The organism is Pseudomonas marincola (assembly GCF_900116605.1).
Classification (GTDB): domain Bacteria; phylum Pseudomonadota; class Gammaproteobacteria; order Pseudomonadales; family Pseudomonadaceae; genus Aquipseudomonas; species Aquipseudomonas marincola.
On sequence record NZ_FPBC01000001.1, the window covers coordinates 352,992 to 376,188 of the forward strand.

At 59.0% G+C, this 23,197-nt stretch carries 25 protein-coding genes and 1 riboswitch; all 25 genes read right to left on the reverse strand.

The features are described 5' to 3' along the window. Positions 1–127: 127 nt before the first annotated feature. Positions 128–958 carry an FTR1 family iron permease gene (locus tag BM395_RS01720; protein ID WP_090508658.1) on the reverse strand — a complete coding sequence of 277 codons (831 nt, stop codon included), beginning with the start codon at positions 956–958 and terminating at the stop codon, positions 128–130. A 14-nt stretch (positions 959–972) separates the two neighbouring features. After that, positions 973–1,320, reverse strand: coding sequence for a cupredoxin domain-containing protein (locus tag BM395_RS01725; protein ID WP_069899133.1), 348 nt, complete (start codon positions 1,318–1,320; stop codon positions 973–975). A 124-nt stretch (positions 1,321–1,444) separates the two neighbouring features. Next, positions 1,445–2,326, reverse strand: coding sequence for a hypothetical protein (locus tag BM395_RS01730; RefSeq protein ID WP_090508659.1), 882 nt, complete (start codon positions 2,324–2,326; stop codon positions 1,445–1,447). A gap of 53 nt (positions 2,327–2,379) precedes the next feature. Further along, positions 2,380–3,120, reverse strand: a complete 741-nt coding sequence (locus BM395_RS01735; RefSeq protein ID WP_090508660.1) for an adenosylcobinamide-GDP ribazoletransferase — start codon at positions 3,118–3,120, stop codon at positions 2,380–2,382. Then, positions 3,108–3,680 carry an alpha-ribazole phosphatase family protein gene (cobC, locus tag BM395_RS01740; RefSeq protein ID WP_090508661.1) on the reverse strand — a complete coding sequence of 191 codons (573 nt, stop codon included), beginning with the start codon at positions 3,678–3,680 and terminating at the stop codon, positions 3,108–3,110. The genes BM395_RS01735 and cobC overlap by 13 nt, the downstream gene beginning before the upstream one ends. Next, on the reverse strand, positions 3,680–4,735 hold the full coding sequence (gene cobT, locus BM395_RS01745; protein ID WP_090508662.1) for a nicotinate-nucleotide--dimethylbenzimidazole phosphoribosyltransferase: 1,056 nt from the start codon (positions 4,733–4,735) through the stop codon (positions 3,680–3,682). Before cobT ends, cobC begins: the two co-directional genes overlap by 1 nt. Continuing rightward, positions 4,732–5,250, reverse strand: coding sequence for a bifunctional adenosylcobinamide kinase/adenosylcobinamide-phosphate guanylyltransferase (cobU, locus tag BM395_RS01750; RefSeq protein WP_090508663.1), 519 nt, complete (start codon positions 5,248–5,250; stop codon positions 4,732–4,734). The genes cobT and cobU overlap by 4 nt, the downstream gene beginning before the upstream one ends. Continuing rightward, positions 5,243–6,730, reverse strand: a complete 1,488-nt coding sequence (locus BM395_RS01755) for a cobyric acid synthase (protein WP_090508664.1) — start codon at positions 6,728–6,730, stop codon at positions 5,243–5,245. The genes cobU and BM395_RS01755 overlap by 8 nt, the downstream gene beginning before the upstream one ends. After that, entirely contained in the window at positions 6,727–7,719 is a 993-nt protein-coding gene (gene cobD, locus BM395_RS01760; protein WP_090508665.1) for a threonine-phosphate decarboxylase CobD, read from the reverse strand. The genes BM395_RS01755 and cobD overlap by 4 nt, the downstream gene beginning before the upstream one ends. Continuing rightward, the gene (cbiB, locus tag BM395_RS01765; protein WP_090509191.1) at positions 7,712–8,620 is read right to left on the reverse strand and encodes an adenosylcobinamide-phosphate synthase CbiB; all 909 of its coding nucleotides are present in this window, start codon (positions 8,618–8,620) and stop codon (positions 7,712–7,714) included. Before cbiB ends, cobD begins: the two co-directional genes overlap by 8 nt. A 40-nt stretch (positions 8,621–8,660) precedes the next feature. Continuing rightward, positions 8,661–9,311, reverse strand: a complete 651-nt coding sequence (gene bluB / locus BM395_RS01770) for a 5,6-dimethylbenzimidazole synthase (RefSeq protein WP_090508666.1) — start codon at positions 9,309–9,311, stop codon at positions 8,661–8,663. Between the two features lie 22 nt (positions 9,312–9,333). Beyond that, positions 9,334–10,626: a cobyrinic acid a,c-diamide synthase CobB gene (locus tag BM395_RS01775; RefSeq protein WP_090508667.1), complete on the reverse strand. Its 1,293-nt coding sequence runs from the start codon at positions 10,624–10,626 to the stop codon at positions 9,334–9,336. Between the two features lie 70 nt (positions 10,627–10,696). After that, the gene (gene cobO / locus BM395_RS01780) at positions 10,697–11,308 is read right to left on the reverse strand and encodes a cob(I)yrinic acid a,c-diamide adenosyltransferase (protein WP_069899150.1); all 612 of its coding nucleotides are present in this window, start codon (positions 11,306–11,308) and stop codon (positions 10,697–10,699) included. Further along, the gene (locus BM395_RS01785) at positions 11,305–11,877 is read right to left on the reverse strand and encodes a hypothetical protein (protein ID WP_090508668.1); all 573 of its coding nucleotides are present in this window, start codon (positions 11,875–11,877) and stop codon (positions 11,305–11,307) included. Before BM395_RS01785 ends, cobO begins: the two co-directional genes overlap by 4 nt. A 72-nt stretch (positions 11,878–11,949) precedes the next feature. Continuing rightward, positions 11,950–13,791, reverse strand: coding sequence for a TonB-dependent vitamin B12 receptor (btuB, locus tag BM395_RS01790; RefSeq protein WP_090508669.1), 1,842 nt, complete (start codon positions 13,789–13,791; stop codon positions 11,950–11,952). A 119-nt stretch (positions 13,792–13,910) separates the two neighbouring features. Next, positions 13,911–14,139: riboswitch (cobalamin riboswitch) on the reverse strand. Positions 14,140–14,174: 35 nt separating this feature from the next. Continuing rightward, positions 14,175–14,495: a hypothetical protein gene (locus BM395_RS01795; protein ID WP_069899156.1), complete on the reverse strand. Its 321-nt coding sequence runs from the start codon at positions 14,493–14,495 to the stop codon at positions 14,175–14,177. Positions 14,496–14,513: 18 nt separating this feature from the next. Then, on the reverse strand, positions 14,514–15,164 hold the full coding sequence (locus BM395_RS01800) for a class I SAM-dependent methyltransferase (RefSeq protein WP_090508670.1): 651 nt from the start codon (positions 15,162–15,164) through the stop codon (positions 14,514–14,516). Positions 15,165–15,182: 18 nt separating this feature from the next. Further along, entirely contained in the window at positions 15,183–15,701 is a 519-nt protein-coding gene (locus BM395_RS01805; protein WP_069899160.1) for a C40 family peptidase, read from the reverse strand. A 40-nt stretch (positions 15,702–15,741) separates the two neighbouring features. Further along, on the reverse strand, positions 15,742–16,332 hold the full coding sequence (locus tag BM395_RS01810) for a C40 family peptidase (protein ID WP_090508671.1): 591 nt from the start codon (positions 16,330–16,332) through the stop codon (positions 15,742–15,744). A gap of 151 nt (positions 16,333–16,483) precedes the next feature. After that, on the reverse strand, positions 16,484–17,089 hold the full coding sequence (locus BM395_RS01815) for a C40 family peptidase (protein ID WP_069899163.1): 606 nt from the start codon (positions 17,087–17,089) through the stop codon (positions 16,484–16,486). Between the two features lie 76 nt (positions 17,090–17,165). Continuing rightward, the gene (locus BM395_RS01820; protein WP_090508672.1) at positions 17,166–17,924 is read right to left on the reverse strand and encodes an NAD-dependent deacylase; all 759 of its coding nucleotides are present in this window, start codon (positions 17,922–17,924) and stop codon (positions 17,166–17,168) included. A 13-nt stretch (positions 17,925–17,937) separates the two neighbouring features. Then, positions 17,938–18,609, reverse strand: a complete 672-nt coding sequence (locus tag BM395_RS01825; protein WP_090508673.1) for a DNA-3-methyladenine glycosylase I — start codon at positions 18,607–18,609, stop codon at positions 17,938–17,940. Between the two features lie 75 nt (positions 18,610–18,684). Further along, a complete protein-coding gene (gene flgL, locus BM395_RS01830) occupies positions 18,685–19,929 on the reverse strand; it encodes a flagellar hook-associated protein FlgL (RefSeq protein ID WP_090508674.1) in 1,245 nt (414 codons plus the stop codon). A 27-nt stretch (positions 19,930–19,956) separates the two neighbouring features. Continuing rightward, positions 19,957–21,996, reverse strand: a complete 2,040-nt coding sequence (flgK, locus tag BM395_RS01835) for a flagellar hook-associated protein FlgK (protein WP_090508675.1) — start codon at positions 21,994–21,996, stop codon at positions 19,957–19,959. Positions 21,997–22,004: 8 nt separating this feature from the next. Next, entirely contained in the window at positions 22,005–23,195 is a 1,191-nt protein-coding gene (gene flgJ / locus BM395_RS01840; protein ID WP_090508676.1) for a flagellar assembly peptidoglycan hydrolase FlgJ, read from the reverse strand. Between the last annotated feature and the right edge of the window lie 2 nt (positions 23,196–23,197).

The window sequence follows — 23,197 nt, forward strand, 5'->3', positions numbered from 1 at the left end:
TCGCCCTCAGGTGAATTTTATGTGCTGAGAATGTGAACGATTGCTGGTTGGCAACGTGGCTGCGCACCTCTTCAACCGGCAAGAATGAGCGCAACCGCCAGCACCCGGCCAACGGTTGCTGGCGTTCTTAGTGGCTCATTTGCGGCTGTAGGGCTTTTGGCCGGGCAGTCAGCCAACCCAGCCCCAGAATCACGCTCAGGCAGGCGAGATAGGCCAGCACTTGCACGCCTGAAGGCTGCGCGGTGTAGCCGATCAGGGTGTGCAGCAACTTACCGGTGATGCTGTGCTCGCTCAGCAGTGCAGAAGTGTCCCACAGCGTGTCGCCAAGGGCTGGCAACCAGTCTGCCGCCACCAGAAACCCGGCACACTGGCTGGCCATACCGGCAGCCATCAGGATTACCAAGGCATTGGTTACCTTGAACAAATGGCGCATGGCCATGCGCATCAGCCCGAAGTAGATCGCCACGCCAACTGCAATCCCGGCGGTGATACCCAGCAGCCCGCCCGCCATCATTGGCCAGGCCTGCCCCGGCTCGCTCACCGCGATGCCATACAAGAACAGCACGGTTTCCGAGCCTTCACGCAATATCGCCAGCGCCACAACAATTGCCATGGCGGCGAGGGATTTATTGCCGGTGACAACCGCCTGCCCCATCTCATTCAACTGGGCAGACATTTCCCGGCCATGCTGGCCCATCCAGATGCTGTGCCAGCCAAGCATGACCACCGCGATCAGCATCACCAGGGCATTGAATACTTCCTGGCCCATGCCGCTGGCCAGCTCACTGAGCGCATCGGCAAACAACGCCAGTAACCCGGCGCCGCCGATCCCGGCAAGCACACCGCCGCCAACCCAACGGCCGCGGCTAGCAACGCCGCGTGTGGCCGCCAACACGATCGAGACAACCAGTGCGGCTTCTACAATTTCACGAAACACGATCAACGCGGTAGAGAGCATGGGTCAGGCACCGATTACTGGACGATCAATTGCGTCTTCGACGCCGCTTCGTGGTACTCGTCATAAAAGCTGTAAGTACCGGCCTTGAGCGGGCCGATAAAGAAGCTCACGGTCTTGCCGCCTTTGGCCAACTTGCCGCCCTTGAAGTCATCGCTGATGAATTCGGCCGTGGTCGTGTCCTGATTGGTCAGGGTGATCTTGACTTTGGTGTCTGCCGGGATAGTCAGCGGAGCGGGTGAAAACTGGTGATTCTTTACCGTCAGTTCGTACGCGCTGTCCTGCGCGAAGGCGCTGGATGCAGCGACACTCAACAAGGCGCAGGTGGTGATGACTGACGAGTTAATGAGACGTTTAAACTTCATGATTAGCATTCCTATTAAGTGAATGCGCGCAATATGACCGTGCCGGTGTGAAAGATTCGTTGATTAGTCGTCAAGAAAGCGCAAACAAGGCGCGGCAAAACGCAGAAAGGTACGACGAGTTGAGCTACTCAAAACTCAGTGCAGTGGCTGAACGCCCTTCATAGAAGCGCAGGAGTTGGGGCGTGAAGCGCGTGTACACCTCGGCGGGCAACCAACGTTGGTGCAGCGCCATGAAGGCTTGATTGTTGCGGGTAGCCTCGCGAACGGCTTGATCAATCCGCTTGGCCATTTCCAGCCCCCACGGAGTACGCGGGCAGTAAACTCCAACTGGCAGTAATTCCTTGCTCTCTTTCAGCGGCACACTGATCAACGGGTCACTGAGCGTATAGTTGCTGGCCACTTCGCTGTAGGCCATCGGGTAGTCGAAGGCATAATCGAGCCGGTGGTAGCTGACCATCAGCAACAGGTTTTCGCCGGACAGGCTGCCGGTCAATTCTTGCAGGGTTCCGCTGTCACGCGCTTTGATCAATTGCGCGCTGATGTCATCCGGGTATTGGCGGGCAGTGGCAATAGCGCCACGCAGATAAGGGTTGGCAAACAGCCAGTCGAGGCTTACCTCGCCGTTCTCCAAAAGCAGTTGATTCAGGGTTGGCTGACGCACCAACAGATGCATCGGCGTGGATAACAGATACGGAATGAAATATCCCTGCTTATCGCGTGCCGGGGTTTGCAGCAGGCCATTGCTGCACAGCTGCAATTGTTTGCGCAGGCTCTGGCGCATGCGCAGCAAAGACATCACCTGATAACGCACCTGCACTTCGGGCATTTGCGCATCGATAAGCTGGGTGGCTTCGTACAAAGCACCGGATACAGGCTTGCCCCCTTCAACATTGAAGATGCCGGGCATCGGCACAATCGCCCAGTTCAGCGACTGCGGTTGCGGCTGCGCCTGCAAGGGCTGGCAACTCAAAACGATACCCAACAGAAAGGCTAGCGGTAACCGCATCAAGCGAGTGCTCTGAATTATTATTGTGGACTATTGGGGGATGCACTCAGCAGCTAAATGGCCAAGGCGACTAATACCCCACATTCTATCAATTCAAGCACAGCGCCAGCGGTATCACCCGTCATTCCTGCAATTCGCCGGATCATTGCGCGCCGCAGTACCAATAAGACAAAACCAGCGACCAGCAGCCCAACCCCACCCGCAACGCCAAACAGCAGCACCAGCACAGCGGCGTTGAGCAGCAACACCCGCGTCATCATCGTGCCCGGCAAATTCGCCGCCAGCGCCGCGCCCAAGCCATTGGCTCGCACATACGGCGTGGTCATGAACAACAATGGCATGGCGCAGCGGGCAATCCAGGGTGCAAGCAGTAACCACATGCCATGCCCCGCCTCGATCAGCGCCACCAGTGCAGCGAACTTGAGCAACAGCACCACCACCAGCACGGCTACGGCTACCGGACCGCTGCGCGGGTCTTTCATGATGCTCAGGGTTCGCTCGCGATCGCCCAGCCCGCCAACCCAGGCATCAGCGCAATCGGCCAGCCCATCGAGATGCAAGGCGCCGCTGATTGCCACCCACACCGCTAATAACAGAGCGGCCTGGAGCAAACTGTGGGTGTTCGCCAAGCACCATTGCAGGAGCACCAGCAAGGCGCCGATGAGCAACCCAACCAGCGGATACCAAAGCAGCGAACGGCCCAGTTGCTGATCACTCGGCATCGCTTGTAAACGTACCGGCAGGCGCGTGAGAAACTGCACGGCGATCAGTAGAGGCAAGCTCAGACCAGACACAAGCGGCCCTCCGTGTTGCGTTGCAGGTGCACACACTCGCCATGGCCAACCACCACTTGCAGCAACTGCTCACGCGGCAAGCCACGGGCGAACGCAGAGAGCAGACGGATTACCCCGCCATGCGTCACAAGCAAAACGCGCTCTCCGTCAAAGCGTGCTTGCAGGCGATCCAGGGCGCCGAACACGCGCGCAGAAAACTCTGCAACGGGCTCACCGCCTGGCGGTGTATAGGCATAGGGATCGGCCCAGAACTGCCCGAGTTGCTGCTCATGGGTAAGCATCAAATCGGCAGGGCTGCGCCCTTCCCATTCGCCAAAATGCAGTTCTTGTAAATCTGCCTCAATACTCAAGGGCGCACCGCTGCTTTGCGCCAGCGCTTCGGCGAATAAACGACAGCGCTGCAAGGGCGAACTGACCAGTCGATCCCAACGCGGCAGTTGGCTGGCAGTGGCGTGCATCTGCTCCCAGCCCAGCGCTGTGAGTGCATCATCAATGCTGCCGCGCAGCCCGCCACCGCGTTCGGTTTCACCGTGGCGCAGCAAGTCGATCAGCAGATTCATCAGCTGCGATTCGCCACAGCGGCCTGATCAAAGGTGGCCATTTGGCCATGGAGTTTACAGGCCATTTGCAGCAGAGGCGTGGCCAGTGCCGCACCACTGCCCTCGCCCAGTCGCAGCCCCAATTGCAGCAAAGGCGTGGCTTCAAGTGCTTGCAATACCCGGGCATGGCCGGGCTCTGCACCTTGATGAGCAAACAGTAACCACGCCCGGCACGATGGATTGAGACGCACGGCAAGCAAGGCGGCAACGCTGCAAATAAAGCCATCGACCAGCACAGTGATTCCGCCTTGTGCGGCGGCGAGATACGCCCCGACTAACGCCGCAATCTCAAACCCGCCCAGGCACTGCAAAATCGCTAACGGATCGTCCAACTGCGGGCGATGCAGCGCCAGCGCAGCTTCGATCACTGCAATCTTGTGCAGCACGCCAGCGTGATCCAACCCAGCGCCCGGGCCGGTTAAATCTGCCACGGGGCAATCCAGTAACGCGCAGGCCAGCGCCGTGGCCGAGGTGGTATTGGCGATGCCCATTTCGCCGCCGATGAACAGCTGAGATTTCGGCACATCAGCTTGCAGTACGGCGTCACGTCCAGCAGCCAATGCCGCGCGGCACTGCTCCGTAGTCATGGCGCGGGTTTGGGCGAAATTTGCCGTGCCCTTGCCCAGCGCCAGATGCTTCACGCCCGCCAGTTCAGGCAACGCTGTAGCGGTGCCCAGATCAATCACCTGCATGTACGCGCCAAGGCTGCGCGCCAGCACGCTGATCGCCGCACCGCCATTAACAAAGTTTGCCAGCATCTGGCCGGTAACGGCTTGCGGGTACGCCGATACGCCTTCAGCGGCAATACCGTGATCACCGGCAAATACACAGATCGAAACCGCATCAACCTGCGGCAGCTCAAGGCCCTGCATACCGGCGAGTTCAATTGCCAGTTGCTCCAGCTGGCCGAGCGAGCCGCTGGGTTTGGTCAGTACCTGCTGGCGGGCTTGAGCCTGTGCACGCGCGGCCTGATCAATTGCTTTCGCTGGTTGTTGCCACCACGCCTGACTACTCATAACTGCCCTTTTAAAACCATCGGTAAACCTGCCACACAAAACACCACGCGCTCGCTGCGCTCGGCCAGCGCCTGATGCAACCAGCCGGCTTCATCCACAAAACGCCGGCTGAGTTGGCCCATCGGTACCACGCCCAGACCGGTCTCGTTACTCACCAAAATAATCCGCCCGGGCAAATCGGCCAGCGTCGCCAGCAGCGCATCACGCTCGCTTGCCAGACGCTGCGGATCATCAAGCAGCAACAAATTACTCAGCCACAACGTCAGGCAATCGACCAGCAGGCAACGCTGCTCAGCGGCGTTTTCACGCAGCACACGGGCCAGCTCCAGCGGCTCCTCACATAATTGCCAATGGCCGGGGCGACGTTCGCGATGATGACGAATACGCTCACTCATCTCGCCATCCAGCGCCTCGCTGGTGGCGATATAAGTCACCTGCAGCCCGCTCTCAGATGCCAGCTTTTCAGCCAATTTGCTCTTACCGGAACGGGCGCCGCCGAGAATCAAATCAACCATGGACAGCACTCGCTGCAGGCAGGCCGCAAAGTGCGCGCAGTTTTGCAGTATCCAAGTGATCAACGACCATGTCCGCCAGCCGCTCGATATCGCGCTCGCGCAGAGCGTGGTAATCAACCGCCTCGACCTCACGCAAACCAGCCCAACCGAGCAACGCCGTGGTAGCAGCAGTGGACTCAAACAAGCCGTGAAGATAGGTGCCCAACACGTTTCCATCGGCGCTGATGGCGCCATCGGTGCGGCCGTCATCCAGGTTCACGGCGGGTTGCAAAAGCCCGGCGCCCGTGGTCACTCCCGCATGAATTTCATAACCGCTGACAGCGGCACTTTCGAGGCACAGGCGGCCCTGCACATTGCGCAGTTGCTTGTGCTCGCGCAGCACCGTGTCGATTTCAAGCAAGCCCAAACCCTGACTACTGCCAGCCGTGCCTTCGATGGCATCGAGGTCATCAATCGACTGACCAAGCATCTGCATGCCACCACAAATGCCGATGACTTTTCCGCCATAACGCAGATGCTTGCTGAGCGCTTGATCCCAGCCCTGCTCGCGCAAGAAATGCAGGTCGGCACGCACGCTTTTCGAGCCCGGCAAAATAATCAGATCTGCCGGCGGAATGGCCTGACCGGGGCCGACAAATACCAACTCGACTTGCGGATGCAAGCGCAGCGGGTCGAAATCGGTGTGGTTGCTGATGCGCGGCAGCACCGGCACAACCACCTTGAGTTGCTCGCAGGCTTTGACGCTTTGACGTTGGTCGATTGCGTCTTCGGCTTCAAGATGAAAATCCATCAGGTACGGCAGCACGCCCAACACCGGCTTGCCGGTGCGTGCCTCCAACCAGTCGAGGCCGGGCTGCAGCAAGGCAATGTCGCCACGAAAGCGATTGATCACAAACCCCTTTACCCGCGCCTGCTCGCTCGGTGAAAGCAACTCTAGCGTGCCCACCAGATGCGCAAATACGCCGCCCTTGTCGATGTCTGCAATGATGATGACCGGGCAATCCACAGCCTCGGCAAAACCCATGTTGGCGATATCACCGGCGCGTAAATTAATCTCGGCAGGCGAACCGGCGCCCTCCACCATGACCACCTGATAAGCCGCGCTGAGGCGTTGGTGAGATTCGAGCACGGCATTCATCGCGACCTTCTTGTAATCGTGATAAGCCACCGCATCCATGTTGCTCAGCGCCCGCCCATGGATAATCACCTGGGCGCCAACATCACTATTGGGCTTGAGCAGAATCGGATTCATGTCGGTGTGCGTGGCCAGCTTCGCGGCCTGTGCCTGTACAGCCTGCGCACGGCCAATCTCGCCGCCGTCGGCAGTCACCGCACTGTTCAACGCCATGTTTTGCGGTTTGAACGGCACGACGCTAACGCCCTCGCGCACCAGCCAGCGACACAACGCCGTTACCAGCGTGCTCTTGCCAGCATCCGAAGTTGTGCCCTGCACCATCAGGGTATGAGCTGTTTGGATCATCTTAATCTCTGCTGAAATTCGCTTAAGCCACGTGCCAGCCGCTGCCAGCCGGGTTCATCGGCAGGCAAGCCAAAACGGATAGCTGGAGGTGTATTGAAGAGCCGCACCAGCACGCCGCGCTCGGCCAGAAACCCATGCAACTGCTCGGCATCGGCCAACTCGACCCGCTGAAACAATGCGCAGCCGCCGCTTGGTTCGAGGCCGTTAACCGTTAGCAGTTGCTGCAAACGCGCGCTGTCGATCAACAGCCGCTGACGTTGCAGGTGCTGAGCAGGTCTGTCGGCCAGCACGCTGCTGGCTATCTGCCGCGTAGGCCCGCTGATGGTCCAGGGTCCGAGTATCGCATCGAGCGCCGCCAGCACTTTGGGCTCCGCCAACACAAAGCCCAAACGCGCACCGGCCAAGCCAAAGAACTTGCCCAGCGAACGGAGCACGATCAAGCCGGGCTTCGCTGTTTGCGCCGCCACACTCAGCTCGGGGGTGCAGTCGATAAAGGCCTCATCGACCACCAGCCAGCCGCCCCGCCCGGCAAGCTGTCGATGCCAGCCCAACAACTGCTGCGGTGAATAGAAGGTTCCGGTCGGATTGCCCGGATTGATCAGCACCAGCACATCGACTTGCCCGACATAAGCGTCGATTGCCGATGCTTCGATTTCGTTAACCTGATGGCCTTCACGCAGCCAGGCGGCGGGATGCTCGGCGTACGCAGGCGAGACAATCGCCACCTGCTGGTTCTTACGCAAGCGTGGCAGCGCTTGGATTGCCGCCTGCGAACCGGCCACTGGCAATAGTTGCGGCGCGCTGTAAAACGCGCAAGCCGCCGCCTCAAGGCCGTCATCCAGCTCGGGTAAACGACGCCATGCATCAGCGCTGACCGTCGCCAGTTTTGGCGTATACGGGGCAATACCGGTCGACAAGTCCAGCCACAGCGAAAGCGCAATGTTGTACTTCTGCGCAGCTTCGCGCAGCCGGCCGCCATGCTCAAGCAAGGGTCAGCTCGACGCCAAGTACGATAAGCAACCACAACAGCACCCCGGCCCAGACGCGATTCATTGCTCGTTCGATATCACGTGCCCGCGGCTGCGGACCGTCGCCCAACTCGGGCCGCTCATGCAACTCGCCGTGGTAATAAGCCGGCCCGCCCAAGGTGACATTAAGCGCTCCCGCACCGGCAGCCATTACCGGCCCGGCATTGGGGCTGTCCCACAGTGGCGCCTGGGTTCGCCAGCAGTGCAGCGCCTGCCGCGTGCGCCCGCACAGCGCGTAAGTCAGGGCCACCAGCCGCGCGGGAATATAGTTGAGCAGGTCATCTATCTTGGCCGCGGCCCAACCGAAACGCTCGAAGCGCTCGGTGCGATAACCCCACATCGCATCGAGGGTATTGCTCAGCCGGCACAACACCACGCCGGGAGCGCCCGCAACAAGAAACCAGAACAGGCTGGCAAACACCGCGTCACTGCCGTTTTCAAGTACAGACTCAGTACCTGCACGGGCCACCCCGGTCGCGTCCAGCTCACGGGTATTGCGGCTGACCATATAACCGACACGCTCACGCGCCAGCGACAGATCACCCAGACGCAATGCTTTAACCACTGCATGCGCATGCTCGCCAAGGCTTTTCAGGCCGAGGGCGAAATACAGGGCGAAAATCTCCACACACCAGCCAAACGCCGGGACCTGCGCAAGCAGGCCGACCACCAGCGTAATCGGCAGTACAGCGATGCACCACGCGCTCACGCCATGGCTGCGCCAACCGCCACCCGACTGATTGAAGCGCTGCTCGATACGCTCCGCCATCTGGCCGAAAGCGACCAGCGGATGCCAGCCCTTTGGCTCACCGAATACTGCATCCAGCGCGACACCTGCTGCGCTCGCAAGGAACAGGCTCATGGGCATCGCGCCCGACTATTTGACGCAGACAAGGCGTTCATTACTGGTGATTTCCCCATTGATTATTAAACAGTAGCTCACTCAGCGGCCGGGTCTTTGCCCAACCTTCCTGGACCAGCATTGGCTTACTGTAGAACTCGGCAACCGGCCCCAGACACAGAACCCCAAGGGGTTTGCTGCCAGTCGGCATGCCTAGCAATTGCGCCATTGCCTGTGGTTCAAACAGTGAGACCCAACCCATGCCAAGATTCTCGGCACGTGCTGCCAGCCATAGATTTTGAATGGCGCACGACATGGATGCCAGATCCATTTCCGGCAATGTCCTGCGGCCAAACACGTGAGTTTCACGTCCATCCATCAATGCGACAACCAAAACTTCGGCGCAGTCGGCAATTCCCTCCACCTTGAGGCGCATGAATTCATCGCTGCGCTCCCCTAACGCCTGCGCGGTACGCAGCCTTTCCTCCTCAACCAGCGCCTGAATCTTCCCCCGCAACGCGCGGTCGGTAATGCGGATAAACCGCCACGGCTGCATCAACCCAACACTCGGCGCCTGATGAGCCGCCTCCAGCAGATTCGCCAGAATTGCCGGGGGCACTTCGCCGCCGACAAAGTGGCGCATGTCACGCCGCTCGGCAATCACCCGATAGACCGCGTCGCGCTCTTGCTCGGTGAAGTGTTGATCGCTCATGTTGGCTCCCTTCAACTCACCGTCATGGCCGCAATAAAGCGGCAGCAGCCGCAGGATTGGACGGCATATAGAAGTGGATATACGAGGCGCACAGGCGGCCCTCGCGATACACCGGTTCTGCCGTGCGTTTGTAGTTCGGGCATTCACCCAAGGCCAGCGGTTGCAGTGCAGTGTGCATGCTGGAGTGGTGAAAGGTGTGGCCGCGCAATACACCTTCCGGCAGTTCGACCGATTGCAACGCCAAAGCCGTCAGGCGCTTTTGTAAGGATGCCTGCCCTTGGAGAATCCCGAGCATGGCGGCGCCATGACCGTCCTTGTCGGTCAGCCTTTCAAGTAAATAAAGCATGCCGCCGCACTCGGCGAGTATTGGCTTGCCTGCCGCGTGATGGCTTTTTATGGCTTGCGCCATAGACTGATTGGCGGCTAGTTGCGGCAGATGCAACTCGGGATAACCGCCCGGCAAATACAGGCTGTCGACCTCGGGCAGATACTGATCAGTGACCGGCGAGAACAGGCACAACTCGGCGCCCATCGCCTGCAACAGATCGAGATTAGCCTGATAAATAAAGGCGAACGAGCTGTCGCGGGCGACGCCAATTCTGACCCCTGCCAACAGCGGCTGAATATCTCTCGGTGGCGGCGCCGCAAAGCTGACCGCGGGCGGCAACTCGACCGACGCGCTGGCTTGCAGGGCATCGGCGGCGGCATCGAGTCGTGCATCGAGATCGTCCAGTTCATCGGCCTGAACCAGGCCCAGATGCCGACTCGGCAATCCAAAGCCGACACTGCGCGGCAAGCCGCCGTACCAGCGAATCGATGTTGGCAGAGCGTCGCGCAAAATCTCGCCGTGACGGGCACTGCCCAGACGATTGGCCAGCACCCCGGAGAATGGCAAATCTGCCTGATACGTCGCCAGACCATGTGCCAGCGCGGCGAAGGTTTGCGCCATGGCCGAGGCATCAATCACCGCCATCACCGGCACGTCGAAATGTCGCGCCAAGTCCGCGGCCGAAGGGTTGCCATCGAACAAGCCCATGACGCCTTCGATCAAAATCAGATCAGCTTCCTCCGCAGCCTCCCACAACAGGCGACGGCTTTCGGCTTCGCCGACCATCCACAGGTCCAGCTGATAGACCGGCTGGCCAGAGGCGCGAGCCAGAACCATCGGATCGAGAAAGTCAGGCCCGCATTTGAACACCCGCACGCGCTTGCCGGCGCGGCTGTATAACCGCGCCAGCGCAGCAGTGACGGTCGTCTTGCCCTGCCCCGAGGCTGGCGCTGCGACCAACAGAGCCGGACACTTGCGAATACTCATAGCTTGTCACCTTCTCCTGTTATGGCGCCGACGTAGAATGCTCAAGGCCCTCGTCTCGCCGCTAAGCCGCCTAGTATTCGACTCCGGGCTGGGCCTTCACACCGTTTTTGTAAGCGTGTTTGATCAAGCCCATTTCAGTCACGGTATCAGCCGCTTCGATCATCGCCGGCGGTGCGCCGCGACCGGTTACAACAACGTGCTGCAACATCGGCCGGGCTTCAATATCGGCAAGCACTTCGCTCAATTCCAGATACCCGTACTTGAGCGCGATATTCAGCTCATCAAGCACCACCAAGCCAATCTCCGGGTCGCTCATTAGCTCTACAGCAATTGCCCAGGCTGCCTTGGCCATGCTGATATCACGCTGGCGATCCTGGGTTTCCCAGGTAAAGCCGCCGCCCATCACGTGGTACCGGACCTCTTGCGGAAAGCGCCGGAAGAACGCCTCCTCGCCAGTAGTCGCCGAACCCTTGATGAACTGCACGATACCGACCTTGATCCCGTGACCCAGCGCACGGGCAACCATGCCGAATGCCGAACTGCTTTTGCCTTTGCCGTTGCCGGTATGCACCAGCAACAAGCCATATTCGTCCTGCGCCTGAGCAATGCGCTCATCAATCAGGGCTTTTTTTCGCTCCATGCGCGCCTTGTGTCGGGCGTCGCGTTCTGCAGATTCACTCATGACTTCACCTCACTCTTTTGCTTGAAGTGGCTGCCCTGCCCGATCAACACAAACAACAGCGCCGCAACGCCGATGTACCAGGCCAGCGTGCCCAGATAACGCGGCAAGTAAACGCTGAAACGCTCCAACAACATGCTCAACGTCGGATCTGCATAGCGGCCGGAGAAAAACAGAAATCCGCCGCCCGAAAACAGGTAGCAGACTGATGCACTGATAATCACCGTAACGGCCAACAGCAGCAGGCTGGAAAATTTGTACTGATGCATGCGCGCGTACAGGCGCCCGCCAAACCACAGCGAGGCATAGGCTGGAACCAGCATCCAGTATGCCGGGGACATGCACCAGTCGCTGACGCCAGCCCACTCAATTGCCGCAAAGTCGAGCAAGGACGCCTCAATAAACAACGCCGGAAAAACCCAGCGAGGCTTAAGCAGAACACCCGCCAGAAAGAACACGGCCCACGAGGCGCTGGGCAAATTCACGGTCGCAAAATGATGGCCCCGGGTAATTGCCATTAACACCGCCAGCGCCAGGCCGATCAGCAATTGATTGCGTGTGCTCAGGTTCATCGTTAACTCCTTGAATCGCTTGGCAGCAAAACGGCTGCGCCGCCGTTAAGGCGCGCAACCGTTTGCACAGGGTTACAGGGCTTGGTAACGCACGGTGAAATACACCGCCTGGCCCGGCTGGTTATAGCCGTCAGCCGTCTCGTAATCGGCATTAAACAGATTGGCGATGCGACTTTGCAGGCGCCATTCTTCTGTGAGGCGATACTCGCCGCGCAGGTCGACATCTGCGTAGCCGGATAGCTCGGTGGTGTTGGCCAGATCGTCATAACGCTGACCTTCCGCGTGCAAGCTGGCACCCACACTGAAGTCGCCAAAACGACGATCCAGATCCAGGTTGAACAGTTGCTTGGCCCGGCGTGCGAGTTCGTTGCCGTCATTGGCACCGCCAGAGCTGTCTTCCGGGTCCATCAACGTGTAGTTGGCATTCCAGTCAACGCCCATCCACTGGCTGGCAAGTACCAACTCGACGCCGCGAATCGTCGCCTCGGCAACGTTTGCCGGGCCTTGAATCGAGGAGTCGTAGGCAATCAGGTCATCAATGCGCGTGCGGAACGCATTAACTTGCCACTGGCCCCAGCTGTGCTCCCCGACCAGGCCGAATTCCAGGCTTTCGGAGGTTTCCGCATCGAGGTCAGGGTTGCCGTAGTTGGGGTAGTACAGTTCATTGAAGGTCGGTGCCTTAAACGCCGTGCCGAAGCTGACAGTGCTGCGCAGCCAGTCGGTCAGTGCGTAGCCGTACGCAATGTTGCCGGTGTCGTGGCGGCCAAACTGCTGGTTATCGTCCTGGCGCAGCGACAGTTGCCAGTCGTGGCGACCCACATTGCCCAGGTATTGCACGAACACGCCGTTGTTATCGCGCGAGTCTTCGGCATAAGCGGTGCTGCCATTGACCTCATCAAGCTGATAATCGACGCCAACTGTCAGGGTCTGGCCAGCGGCGACGGCAAAGTCGTTCTGCCAGCTCAGGCTGTCGCGACGGGTGTCGAAACGCGAGTAGAACGCGGCGTCCTGATAGGCGTCGGATTTGTCTTCGCTGCGCCCGGCTTGCAAGGTGACCTGCCAGGGTTCCAGTGGTGAAAACCGCGCCCGCGTACCAAGCACACGGGTTTCGCCGTCGGCATTGGCATTGAAGCCCGAAGTCCGCGCACGGTTCACCGAGTCGTAATCGTTGTGCGACTTGGCCTGCAGAATGTTCGCGTCCAACTCCAGCCCGTTGTCGAAACGGTAACCACCGCTCAACGAACCGGCGAGATTGCGATAGCCGTCGTCATCACTTTCATAGCCGCTGGTGCCGACCGACTTGACGTTGATGCCGTCGGTGTCCGAGCTGCTCATGCTCAGGTTGTACCAGCCCTTATCGGTGCCGCCCGCTACCCCGGCGCTGCCGGTATAGGTGTCATGTGTGCCGATACCCGCCGAGAAAAACGGTTTGGGGCTACCGTCGGTGCCTTTGCGGGTAAAAATCTGGATAACCCCGCCAATCGCCTCGGAGCCATAAAGGCTTGAGCGTGGCCCGCGAACAACTTCAATGCGATCAATCAGCTCAATCGGCAGGTCTTGCAACGCCGCTCCGCCCGAAGTGGCTGAGCCCACTTTTACGCCGTCGATCATGACCAGAACGTGGTCAGACTCGGTGCCGCGCATAAACAGCGAAGTGCTTTTGCCGGGGCCACCATTGTTGACCAAATTGACGCCGGGCACGCGCTTGAGCAACTCGGGCACCGAGTTGACCTGGCTTTGTTCGATTTTCTTGCGATCAAACACCGTGATCGCCGCCAGATTTTGCTCGGCCGTTTGCGGGGTGCGCGTGGCGGTGATGACGAGGGGTTCGAGTTCGCTGCTGTCGGCAGCGTGAACCTGTGTTACAGCGGCGCACAGCAAGGCAACTGCTGGCGTGAAAAGGGACTTACTCATTTCTAGGTATGCTCCGTCGCTCTCACCCGTGCGACATAGGCTTAGGGAGACATACGGAGAACAGACGCGCACGCGCAACAACACAGGGCCGCACGTACGCCAGACAAAGCCCTCCGCTATGCCGTGAACTGCGACAGGCCGGTCTCCGGGCTTACGAGTTGTCTGCTGAGGATCAGCACACCAGCGAACGCACCTTCCCATGCTGAGCACAGTGGTTGAAAAAGCGTTGGCTTGACTCGTCTACCGTTGCGGGGGCAGCGTCGGAATTGTCAGATCGATATCTGGCGCACCGACTTCCCTGTTTCACCCCTGACTAAATGTCGGGGCACCTGAAGCAAGGCGCGCAGAGTAGTGGCTTGATGCCAGAAGGTCAATTGCTACGATTAATGCCGCGGCATGAAACCGGCGGGCTTGGTCGCTAACCACTCGACGAAGGTTCGCAGGCGCTCATCCGTTAACAGCGCCTCACGGCTGTGATACGTCAGCGCCAGTTGCTTCTCGCTGAACAGCCGGTGAATCTGGTTATGGCAGGCCCGGCAGACCCAAAGCGTGGCGCTGATGCACTGTTGCTTGCTGAAGCGTTTTTGCACATACGCTTTGTCATGCAGGGCTTTGGGGATCAGATGATGGCGCGTCAATGCCGCCGCCCGCTGGCACAATTCGCAGACATCGGGTTGCGGGGGCAGGCGAATCGGTTCGGGCATGATCGGACGCAGGTTTGCTCAGCGCTTGCGGCACAGCGTCAGGCCGTCGCCAATCGGCAGCAACGACAGATCAATTCGCGTATCGAGTTTAAGTGCGCTGTTGAGCATCTGGATCGCCCGCGTATCGGCGCTCTCAGCATATATCTCAAGCACCCGGCCGCTCCACAGGGTGTTATCGAACAGCAACAACCCACCCTGACGCAGAAGCCGCAGACCGTGTTCGAGATACGCCGGGTAATTGGCTTTGTCGGCATCGACAAAAACCAGATCAAATGTGTCATCGGCAAGTTGCGCCAGCGTCTCCAAGGCCGGAGCCAGGCGCTGTTCGATGCGCGAATCTACTCCCGCCTCCTGCCAATAACGCTCGGCGATGCGGTTGTAGTCCGCAGCCAGATCGCAACAAATCATCTGCCCGTCAGCCGGCATTGCCTGCGCCATGCACAATGCGCTGTAACCGGTGAACGTGCCGACTTCGACGATGCGCTTAGCGCCGGTGAGCTGCACCAGCAACGCCATGAACTGACCTTGCTCGGGCGCGATTTGCCAGCGCGCAGTGGGCATTTGCGCGGTCTCGTCGCGCAGACGCTTTAACAGCGGCGTCTCGCGCAGGGAGACATCAAGCAGGTAGTTATAGAGTGAATCGTCGAGATTCAAGGTTCGATTGGTCATATCGCAAAACCCGTTCTATCAAGGGTTGTGAGCAATATCCGCAGTGAACACGCGCTTGGCGTTGAGGTAGGCGCGCTGCCAGTAAACATTGCTCAGGCTATCAAGACGCACGGTACCACCACTTGAAGGCGCATGCACAAAGCGCCCTTCGCCGACATAAATACCGGCATGGCTGACCTTGTTGCCGCCAGCGGTCGCGAAGAACACCAGATCGCCACTTTGCAGGGCATTGCGCGAAACACTCGGGCCACGCAGATTGATCAGTTGCGAGGTGGTACGCGGCAACTGGATACCCGCAGCATCGCGGTAGACGAAGCCGATAAGGCCGCTGCAGTCAAAACCGCCTTGCGGGGTGTTGCCACCGTAAACATAAGGCGTGCCGACCAGGCCGATGGCGCGCATCAGCACATCATCTGCATTGCCGTTGAAACTGTGGCTGACAATAGGCTGAACCGGTTGGGGAGCCGGCGCCTGGCTGGCGCAACCGGCCAGCAAAGCGAGAACAAGTAATAGGGCGTTACGGGTCGTTGCTACCATGCGAGTTCGATCCTGAGCCTTGCAAAATTACTGAGTCGAGCTAAGAGCGATGCGACACACGTGACCGAGAGGCTAGTACAGGCTGTTCGCGATTGCCACGATCGGTCTTGCTGCTGGCTACGCGAGAGGCCGCACTGGCCCCGCCGAGAAAGCGCTTGGCACCGATGTAATGGCGGCTCCAATACGCGCTGTCCAGCTTGGAAATACGGATTGTCTTGCCGGTACGCGGAGCATGAATGAAGCGCCCGCCGCCGATATACAGCCCCATGTGGCTGACCCGACCGCCACCGTTGTGGTTGAAGAACACCACATCCCCTGCCCGCAGGCTGGAGCGCGCAACAGTTGGCGCTTTGGTCGAGTGCAGCATTTGCTGGGTCGTGCGCGGCAAGTGAATGTTCGCCTCGCTGCCAAACAGATACACGATCAGGCCGCTGCAATCGAACCCGCGATGAACACTGGTGCCGCCCCAGCGATACGGAATCCCTAACAACTCACGGGCGCGATCAACAATGGCATCGGCCTTGGGCAACTCAACCTTGGCCGCTCGGGCTGCCGGGGCTGCATGAGCCTGGAATGCGGTGCTCACGGTCAAAGAGAGCAACAACAATGATTTTATTAAAAAGTGACGCATAAACTTAACAACCTGAATCTGGCAGCATACCAACGACGACGCTGCAAAAATTTAATGTGATCGCGGCTCACCACCTAAGACCGCACCTTGTTGAAAGATAAAAGCGGCCAAACACAAATGAAAAAAGGCGCCTAAGCGCCTTTGAAAAACACTACCGAACGGAGGACTGTTCTGTGGAAGCCATTGCCAGAACTCGTTTGGCTTCAAGATAATTTCGCTTCCAATAACTGTCCTTCAGGCTGTCGATCCGCACACCGTTGCGTCGGCTTGCGGAGTGGATGAATTGATCATCCCCCAAGTAAATACCAGCGTGGCTGACACGGCCCCGGCCATTGGTGCTGAAAAACACCACATCGCCCGGTTCAAGCTCACTGCGCTTAACGACAGGTGCATCTACTTGAATCATTTCACGCGTCGAGCGCGGCAACTGCAGGCCCGCCTCTTCTTCAAACAGATAACCGATAAAGCCACTGCAGTCGAAGCCGGTTTGCACCGAGCTACCGCCCCAGCGATAACGAGTACCCAGAAGTGAACGACCGTGAGAGAGAATGCTGTCTGCCAGTTCAGGCAGTTTGTAGGCTGTTTCATCACTGAATGATGGAACGTTTTCCGGTTCTGGCAGCGAGTCCAAGTCAATTGCAACCGTCGGGGCTTTGACTGCCTCCGTCATTGGCGGTTGCTGAGGCGCCTGGCTTGCACAAGCAGCCAGGAGGACAGTGAGTGCAATCGGCACGAGGGGCGATAGGCGTTTTAGCATAGGGCGCGTACGTGTCAAAATTCAGATATTCGCGAAACTATGCCTTCTATAGCGCCCATTTGCAAATTCTATTGAACTAAATGTGACTTACCAGTGCCGGCAGAACATCTAAGGCAGTTCCTTGCAGGTGAACATCAACGGTTTCGCTAAGCGCCGTTACGGTCGGATTGACCTCTACGGTGAAGCCTCCGGCGAAGCGCGTACGCAGGATTGGCTCGGTAATATAGCCGAAGCTTGCCGTGGTGCCGACACTCATTACCAGGTCAAAACCCTGCATCATTTGCTCCTGCAATTGCGCTAATGCGCGCGTTGGCAGCATTTCCTCAAACAGCACCACCGGCGGGCGTAAAATCCCACCACAGTGTTTGCACAACGGCGGTAACGGCCTTTGCAGATGCTCGGCCAGTTGCGCATCGACCTCACCACAGGCCTGACAGAACAGCGGCGCTATTTCGCCGTGAATTTCAATCAATCGCTCGTCAGGGCTGCCCGCTACCCGGTGATAACCGTCAATATTCTGGGTCAGCACCCAGCATTCGGGCTTCAACTGCTGCAGTTTTGCCAGCGCATAATGCCCGGCATTGGGCTCTGCCTGCATACAGGCGCGCGCCAGTTCAGCCAGATATTTCCAGCACAGCGCCGGATCACGCCTGAGCATTGGCCCGGACAATGCCGTCTCGATGGCCAGCCCTTCAGCCGTTTTACCGTTGTACAGCCCGCCAAGGCCGCGATACGTCGGCAAACCGGAATCAGCCGACAAGCCTGCCCCGGTGATGACCAGAATCCGTTTGGCCGCCCTGATGGCGCTGACAACTTGCTCGACAGACGATTGCACGGCCGCTCCAGACTCAGTGATTAACCGTGTGCGCGAGCATGACAGACAACTGGCACAGCGGCCGCCCGCTTTGTTCCTGCCAACTGTTGAAGAGTGCCTGCACCGCTGCCAGCTCTTTGAGGCTGGTGGGCGCTTTATCCACGACTTTCTGCGCCTTGAGCGCCGCCACCATGTCATCCGTCGGCACAAAGGTGTCTTTACCGACCATACGCAGAAAACGCGGCGCCGATAAGCCGCCCAATTGCGTGCCCTGCTTGGCCAGGTATTTCCACAATCCCACGATGTCGCTGCTCGGCCAGTCGGCGATCAGCGCGCCAAAATTGCCACGACGCTGGCGCTCATCGAGAATGAACTGGGCATTGCGCGGCACGCTCTTGAGTTTGCCGAGGTGGCGAATGATGCGCGCATCCTGCATCAGGTTTTCCAGCCGCTCCGCCCCCATCAGCACCACTTTTTCGGGGTCGAAGCCGAAGAACACCTGCTCGAAAGCAGGCCATTTGGCGTCCACAAGGCTGTGTTTAAGCCCAGCGCGGAATATCCTCAGGCTCATGGTCGACAGATAACGGTCATCACTCAGCTCACGCAGGTACTGTTCGCTCTGCGGCTGCGGCAGGCGCGCTTCCAGCGCCCGGCTTGAGCCAAAGCGGTTCAGGCAGTATTCGTGGAGCCATTGGTAGTCGTGCATTGCATGCTCTGTTGCCAACAAATCAGCAGCAGAGCATGCCTGAGCAGGCGCAGGCTGAAAAGGTCAATCGAGGGTTCAGAGCTTGTTGAACAGGTTCAGGCCACTGATTTTCACGTAGCTCTGCTGCGCTGCTTCGAGAATGATCGACTGGAACGACAGGCGTGACAGCGCCTCGGCGTAATCCAGCTCACGCAGGTCTGCCTGCACCGACTTGTTGACCAGCGAGACATCGTCATTATCAGTCTGGGTAGATTCAATAGTGTTCAGGCGCGCACCGATCTTGCCTCGCGTGAGGTCGATAGTGGTCATGCCGTTGTCGAGATTGGTAATGGCCAGTGCCACGGCATCGCGGGTCTGGCGGTTGCCGGCCTCCGAGTCCGGCGCGGACTCCAGCGCTTTACGCAAATCAGCGATGGTGTTGAGAATACTCACCTTGTTCGGCGGCGGGCTCGCCGGATTGGCATCCGGACCGGCTACCACAAAACTTGCACCGCCAGGCGGTGTGCCATTAACGAACAGCGACGTACCGGCATATTTGACCTGCGTATCCTTGCCCTCTTCCAGCACACCATTGGTCACTTCACCGGTATCAAGATTAGTGATGGAGTACTTGGTCGGGTCAGTCGGATCAAAATCCAACTGAATACCGGCCGCTGGGAAATTGGCAAACGCGACCTCATCCTCAATCAGCATACCGCTGACGGTCGAGGCAGGCGCCGCCGGTGTTGAGTTGTCGGTAAGCGACAGGCGACCAGCGTTGACGGCACTCTGGAAGATCGCCAGACCGTTATCGCTGATCGGAACATTCAGTGAGGCAGAAATCTGCAGCGTGCGCTGGCCTTCATCGCCGGTATAGCTGTAGCTGCCATCCGGATTGCGCACGAACGGCTGGCTCTTGCCCTGAAAACCGGCAAACAGGTATTCACCACGGGCGTTGCGCGTATTCATCAAGCCCAGCAGTTCATCCTCACGCTGGCCCAACTCGGCAGAAATAGACTGCCGGTCAGCCTGGCTCAATGCGCCGTTACCGGCCTGAACGGCCAGTTCACGCACGCGCTGCATGATCGTGTTGACCGAGTTCAGGGTGACCTCTTCCTGCGTCAGGCTGCTGTTGGCCGCCGTCAGGTTGCTGCTGTACTGGCCCAGCACATTCTGCTGCTGCTCAAGTTGCAGCAGGCGCACCGATGCCACCGGATCATCGGCCGGGGTCAGAATCCGGTTACCGGTACTGATCTGCTCTTGCGTGCGAGTGGCGTCGGCATAATTGCGCTGCAGCCCGGAAACCCCGTTGTTAAACGCCTGAATAGTGGAAATACGCATAGGGCCTCCTTAAGCAGTTTTGGGTAATTAGCGGAACGTGCCAATCAGGGTATCGAACAACGAGCGCGCAACTTGAATCACCTGCGCCGAGGCGTTGTAGTACTGCTCGAACTTGATCAGGTTGGCCGCCTCTTCATCGAGGTTGACCGCCGACAGCGAATCGCGGTTATCGGTGGCCTGCTTGAGAATCGCGGTGGTTGCCTCGCTATCCTGACGCGCCTGCGCCGTCAGCGTGCCGACCCGCTCCACTGTGTCGCCGTAGCTGTCGGTGAAACTGGAGCCGGTGGCAATTCCGGTTACGGTCGGGTCAACCCCGATCACCTGTTTGTTTTGCAGATCGACCAGTTGCAGCGCGTTGCGGTTATCCGAAACGCCGGTGGCATTGAATGCCAATGTGAAGGTGTCGCCCTGCTGCGGCCTGCCGCTGATGGTGAACTCAATGGTCTGGCCGCCCGAGGTCAGCGTGTAGGTATTCACCTGCCCCGGCACGAAACTGCCGCCACCCTTGAGCGTAAGCGTGTCTGGCGCGGCCACCGTGAAGCCGGTTGTTGCGTCGTAGCTCAACTCTTTGCTGAAACCTTGCAACGCAGCGATATCTAGCGCGCTGCCGTTGGACACCAACGTCGGCTGGGACATAACGCCCGTGCCGCGGTTATCACCGATGATGTTGCCGTTGGCATCAAGCGAGCCGTTAATCGAGCGGATCGGCGCGGCGAACGCCAGTTGGTCCGGCTGATCCAGTGTGACTTCGATCGTACCGGCAGCGCGACGCGTTGGCTGCAACTGGAACACGTCACCCTTCTGCACGGCAGACGGGTCAATTTGTACATTGAAGCCTTGATCGCGACCGGCGCTGTCGGTGAACGTCAGGCTGACCTCAGTGCTCGGCGCCGGCAGTGCAGTAACCTGCACATCGATCTTGGCGCCGTCACTGATACGCCGCGCCGTATAATTGGTGCCATCGAACTCCAGCCGATAATCGCTGGTGGTCAACGACTCGGTGTCGCCGATGTACAACGCAGGCGACGCCGTACCGGTATTGCCCGACGCACTTTTGACCCTTAAGGCTGCCAGATCGGCCGTGTTGTAGTCGCCAAACAGCGACGACCCGGCCTGCCCTTTAAGGTCGACACCCTGGCCCAACTGCGAATTGATCTGGTCACTGATCGACAGCGCCAGACGCCCGAGCGAGTTCAGCGTCGGGTCTAGCGTTTCAGAGCGATAGCGCACCAACCCGCCGAGTTCACCGCCGCTGATCAAACTGGTCACGCCCTGGCGGGAGGTGCCGCTGACAAACTCGATCTCGAAACGGCTCGGGTCTTCCTTGCCGGCAGTCGCTTCAAGCCGGTTGGCGCTGCTGCCAACAACCAGCGGCTGGCCAGTGCCAATAAATATATTCACCGTGTTGTCGTCTTGCGGCACGGTGGTAACGCCAACATAGGTTGCCAACTGACGCACGGCTTCCTCACGCGCATCAAGCAAATCGTTGGGCTGCTGGCCGTTGGCGGCTGATTTGGCAATTGCATCGTTGAGGCTGGCGATCGAGCCGGCCAGGCGGTTGACCTGATCGGTCACCGCACTCATCTGAGTGTTGATGAAGCTGTTCTGCTCGGTGATCCGGTCGCTCACGGTATTGAAGCGCCGCGCCAGCCCCTCGGCCTGAGACAGCACCAATTGCCGAGCCGGGATATTCGACGGGTCTTCGGCCGCTGTTTGCAGCGCTGAAAAGAAATTCTGCATGGCCGGCGAGATACCGGTTGTGGAGCCTGCCAGCAATGAATCGAGCTGTTCGATCTGGGCTTTATAGGCTTCCACATCGCTGCTCAGCGAGGTGCTGCTGCGCACCTGATTGGTCAGAAACTCACTGTAGCTGCGGCGCACGTCGGTCAGGGTCGTGCCCGAACCGATGAAACCGGCGCCGGTGTATTGCGGCGTGCGGGCGCCCTGCACCGTGCTCTGACGGGTAAAACCTGGCGTGTTTACGTTGGTAATATTGTGCCCGGTGACCGCCAGCGAAGTCTTGTTCGAGGACAGCCCGGACAGGCCAATATTCAGTAGGTCAGCCATGGCTTAACTCATCCCTGCGTTGAAAGATTGCCCGCGGCGGCAATGGTTTGATAGGTCGCCATCTTGCGCGCGATCTGCGACACCTTACGGGCGTAGTTCGGGTCGGTGGCATAACCGGCCTGTTGCAGTTTTTGCACGAAACGCTCGGGGTTGGCCGTCGAGTTCAACGCCCCTTCGTAGCGGCCATTGTTCTGCAAAAAGCTCACGTAATCGTCGAAGCTCTGGGCAAACGAGTCATAGGCGCGGAACGATGCGGGCTCTTTGACCGCCACCCCGTTTTCATATTCGGTGGTCATGACCTTGGCCGAATCACCGCCCCAACTGTTGTGGCTCTTGATGCCGAACAGATTGTGACTGGTCGAGCCATCTTGCTGACGGATGATTGACTTGCCCCAACCGGTTTCAAGCGCCGCCTGAGCCACCAGATAACGCGCTTCGACGCCAATCTTGGCAGCCGCTTTTTCCGCCATCGGCATCATGGTCGCGATGAAGTCGGCCGGTGACGAGAACACTGATTTCTTCGAGGCAGCGCTTTCAGGCTCCTGACCGTTAATGCTCAGGCCTTTGTCTGGCGGCGCTGCGTAAGCACTGGCAGCCACCCAATCCTGCTTGGCCAATGGCTGGCCGACGCTGTCTGCGCTCGGCGTGATGCCGGCCATCAGGCGATCACTCAATTTGCTCGGTAACGACAGGCGACGGCGGTTCAGCAGCGCCGAATCATCACGAGAGGCGTCGGTTTTGCTCGATGTCGTGGCCACTACCTGAGCGCCGCTAACAGCAGCCGTACCGGTAACAGCCGCTGCATCCGTAACCTCGGTAACCGCCTTGGCAAATGGATTAGGGCGATCGCTGCCGCTCTTCATTCCAGCCATCTGCCGCGCCAGCACTTCAGCCAAACCGATGCCATTCTGGTTGTTCGACAGGCTCACCGAGAGCTGCTGGTCGTACATATCCTGATAGGTTTTGCTTTCGCTGCTGTTCATGAAATTGCCTTCACCAAAGCCTGCGTTAGCGGCACGCATGGCTTTGAGCATTTCATTGAGAAACAGCGACTCGAACTCTTTGGCCACTTTCTCGATATTGGCCTGACTGTCGCCACCAACCTTGAGGTTGTTCAGGCGATTGAGATCAGTGAACGCGCCAGTGTCCGGGCCAGCGGTGCTGGCGCCGAGGAGTCCGGCCTGCAGTCGAGATTCCATGA

What these genes read in the sequence shown, in the direction of transcription:
- cobC (WP_090508661.1), bottom strand. Translation starts at nt 3,680, where the DNA reads ATGAATCTGCTGATCGACTTGCTGCGCCACGGTGAAACCGAACGCGGT.
- BM395_RS01825 (WP_090508673.1), bottom strand. Translation starts at nt 18,609, where the DNA reads ATGCACGACTACCAATGGCTCCACGAATACTGCCTGAACCGCTTTGGC.
- cobO (WP_069899150.1), bottom strand. Translation starts at nt 11,308, where the DNA reads ATGAGTGAATCTGCAGAACGCGACGCCCGACACAAGGCGCGCATGGAG.
- flgL (WP_090508674.1), bottom strand. Translation starts at nt 19,929, where the DNA reads ATGCGTATTTCCACTATTCAGGCGTTTAACAACGGGGTTTCCGGGCTG.
- BM395_RS01810 (WP_090508671.1), bottom strand. Translation starts at nt 16,332, where the DNA reads ATGCGTCACTTTTTAATAAAATCATTGTTGTTGCTCTCTTTGACCGTG.
- cobT (WP_090508662.1), bottom strand. Translation starts at nt 4,735, where the DNA reads ATGAGTAGTCAGGCGTGGTGGCAACAACCAGCGAAAGCAATTGATCAG.
- BM395_RS01730 (WP_090508659.1), bottom strand. Translation starts at nt 2,326, where the DNA reads ATGCGGTTACCGCTAGCCTTTCTGTTGGGTATCGTTTTGAGTTGCCAG.
- BM395_RS01795 (WP_069899156.1), bottom strand. Translation starts at nt 14,495, where the DNA reads ATGCCCGAACCGATTCGCCTGCCCCCGCAACCCGATGTCTGCGAATTG.
- BM395_RS01720 (WP_090508658.1), bottom strand. Translation starts at nt 958, where the DNA reads ATGCTCTCTACCGCGTTGATCGTGTTTCGTGAAATTGTAGAAGCCGCA.
- BM395_RS01805 (WP_069899160.1), bottom strand. Translation starts at nt 15,701, where the DNA reads ATGGTAGCAACGACCCGTAACGCCCTATTACTTGTTCTCGCTTTGCTG.
- BM395_RS01755 (WP_090508664.1), bottom strand. Translation starts at nt 6,730, where the DNA reads ATGATCCAAACAGCTCATACCCTGATGGTGCAGGGCACAACTTCGGAT.
- BM395_RS01725 (WP_069899133.1), bottom strand. Translation starts at nt 1,320, where the DNA reads ATGAAGTTTAAACGTCTCATTAACTCGTCAGTCATCACCACCTGCGCC.
- btuB (WP_090508669.1), bottom strand. Translation starts at nt 13,791, where the DNA reads ATGAGTAAGTCCCTTTTCACGCCAGCAGTTGCCTTGCTGTGCGCCGCT.
- cbiB (WP_090509191.1), bottom strand. Translation starts at nt 8,620, where the DNA reads ATGAGCCTGTTCCTTGCGAGCGCAGCAGGTGTCGCGCTGGATGCAGTA.
- flgK (WP_090508675.1), bottom strand. Translation starts at nt 21,996, where the DNA reads ATGGCTGACCTACTGAATATTGGCCTGTCCGGGCTGTCCTCGAACAAG.
- flgJ (WP_090508676.1), bottom strand. Translation starts at nt 23,195, where the DNA reads ATGGAATCTCGACTGCAGGCCGGACTCCTCGGCGCCAGCACCGCTGGC.
- cobU (WP_090508663.1), bottom strand. Translation starts at nt 5,250, where the DNA reads ATGGTTGATTTGATTCTCGGCGGCGCCCGTTCCGGTAAGAGCAAATTG.
- bluB (WP_090508666.1), bottom strand. Translation starts at nt 9,311, where the DNA reads ATGAGCGATCAACACTTCACCGAGCAAGAGCGCGACGCGGTCTATCGG.
- BM395_RS01815 (WP_069899163.1), bottom strand. Translation starts at nt 17,089, where the DNA reads ATGCTAAAACGCCTATCGCCCCTCGTGCCGATTGCACTCACTGTCCTC.
- BM395_RS01775 (WP_090508667.1), bottom strand. Translation starts at nt 10,626, where the DNA reads ATGAGTATTCGCAAGTGTCCGGCTCTGTTGGTCGCAGCGCCAGCCTCG.
- BM395_RS01800 (WP_090508670.1), bottom strand. Translation starts at nt 15,164, where the DNA reads ATGACCAATCGAACCTTGAATCTCGACGATTCACTCTATAACTACCTG.
- BM395_RS01785 (WP_090508668.1), bottom strand. Translation starts at nt 11,877, where the DNA reads ATGAACCTGAGCACACGCAATCAATTGCTGATCGGCCTGGCGCTGGCG.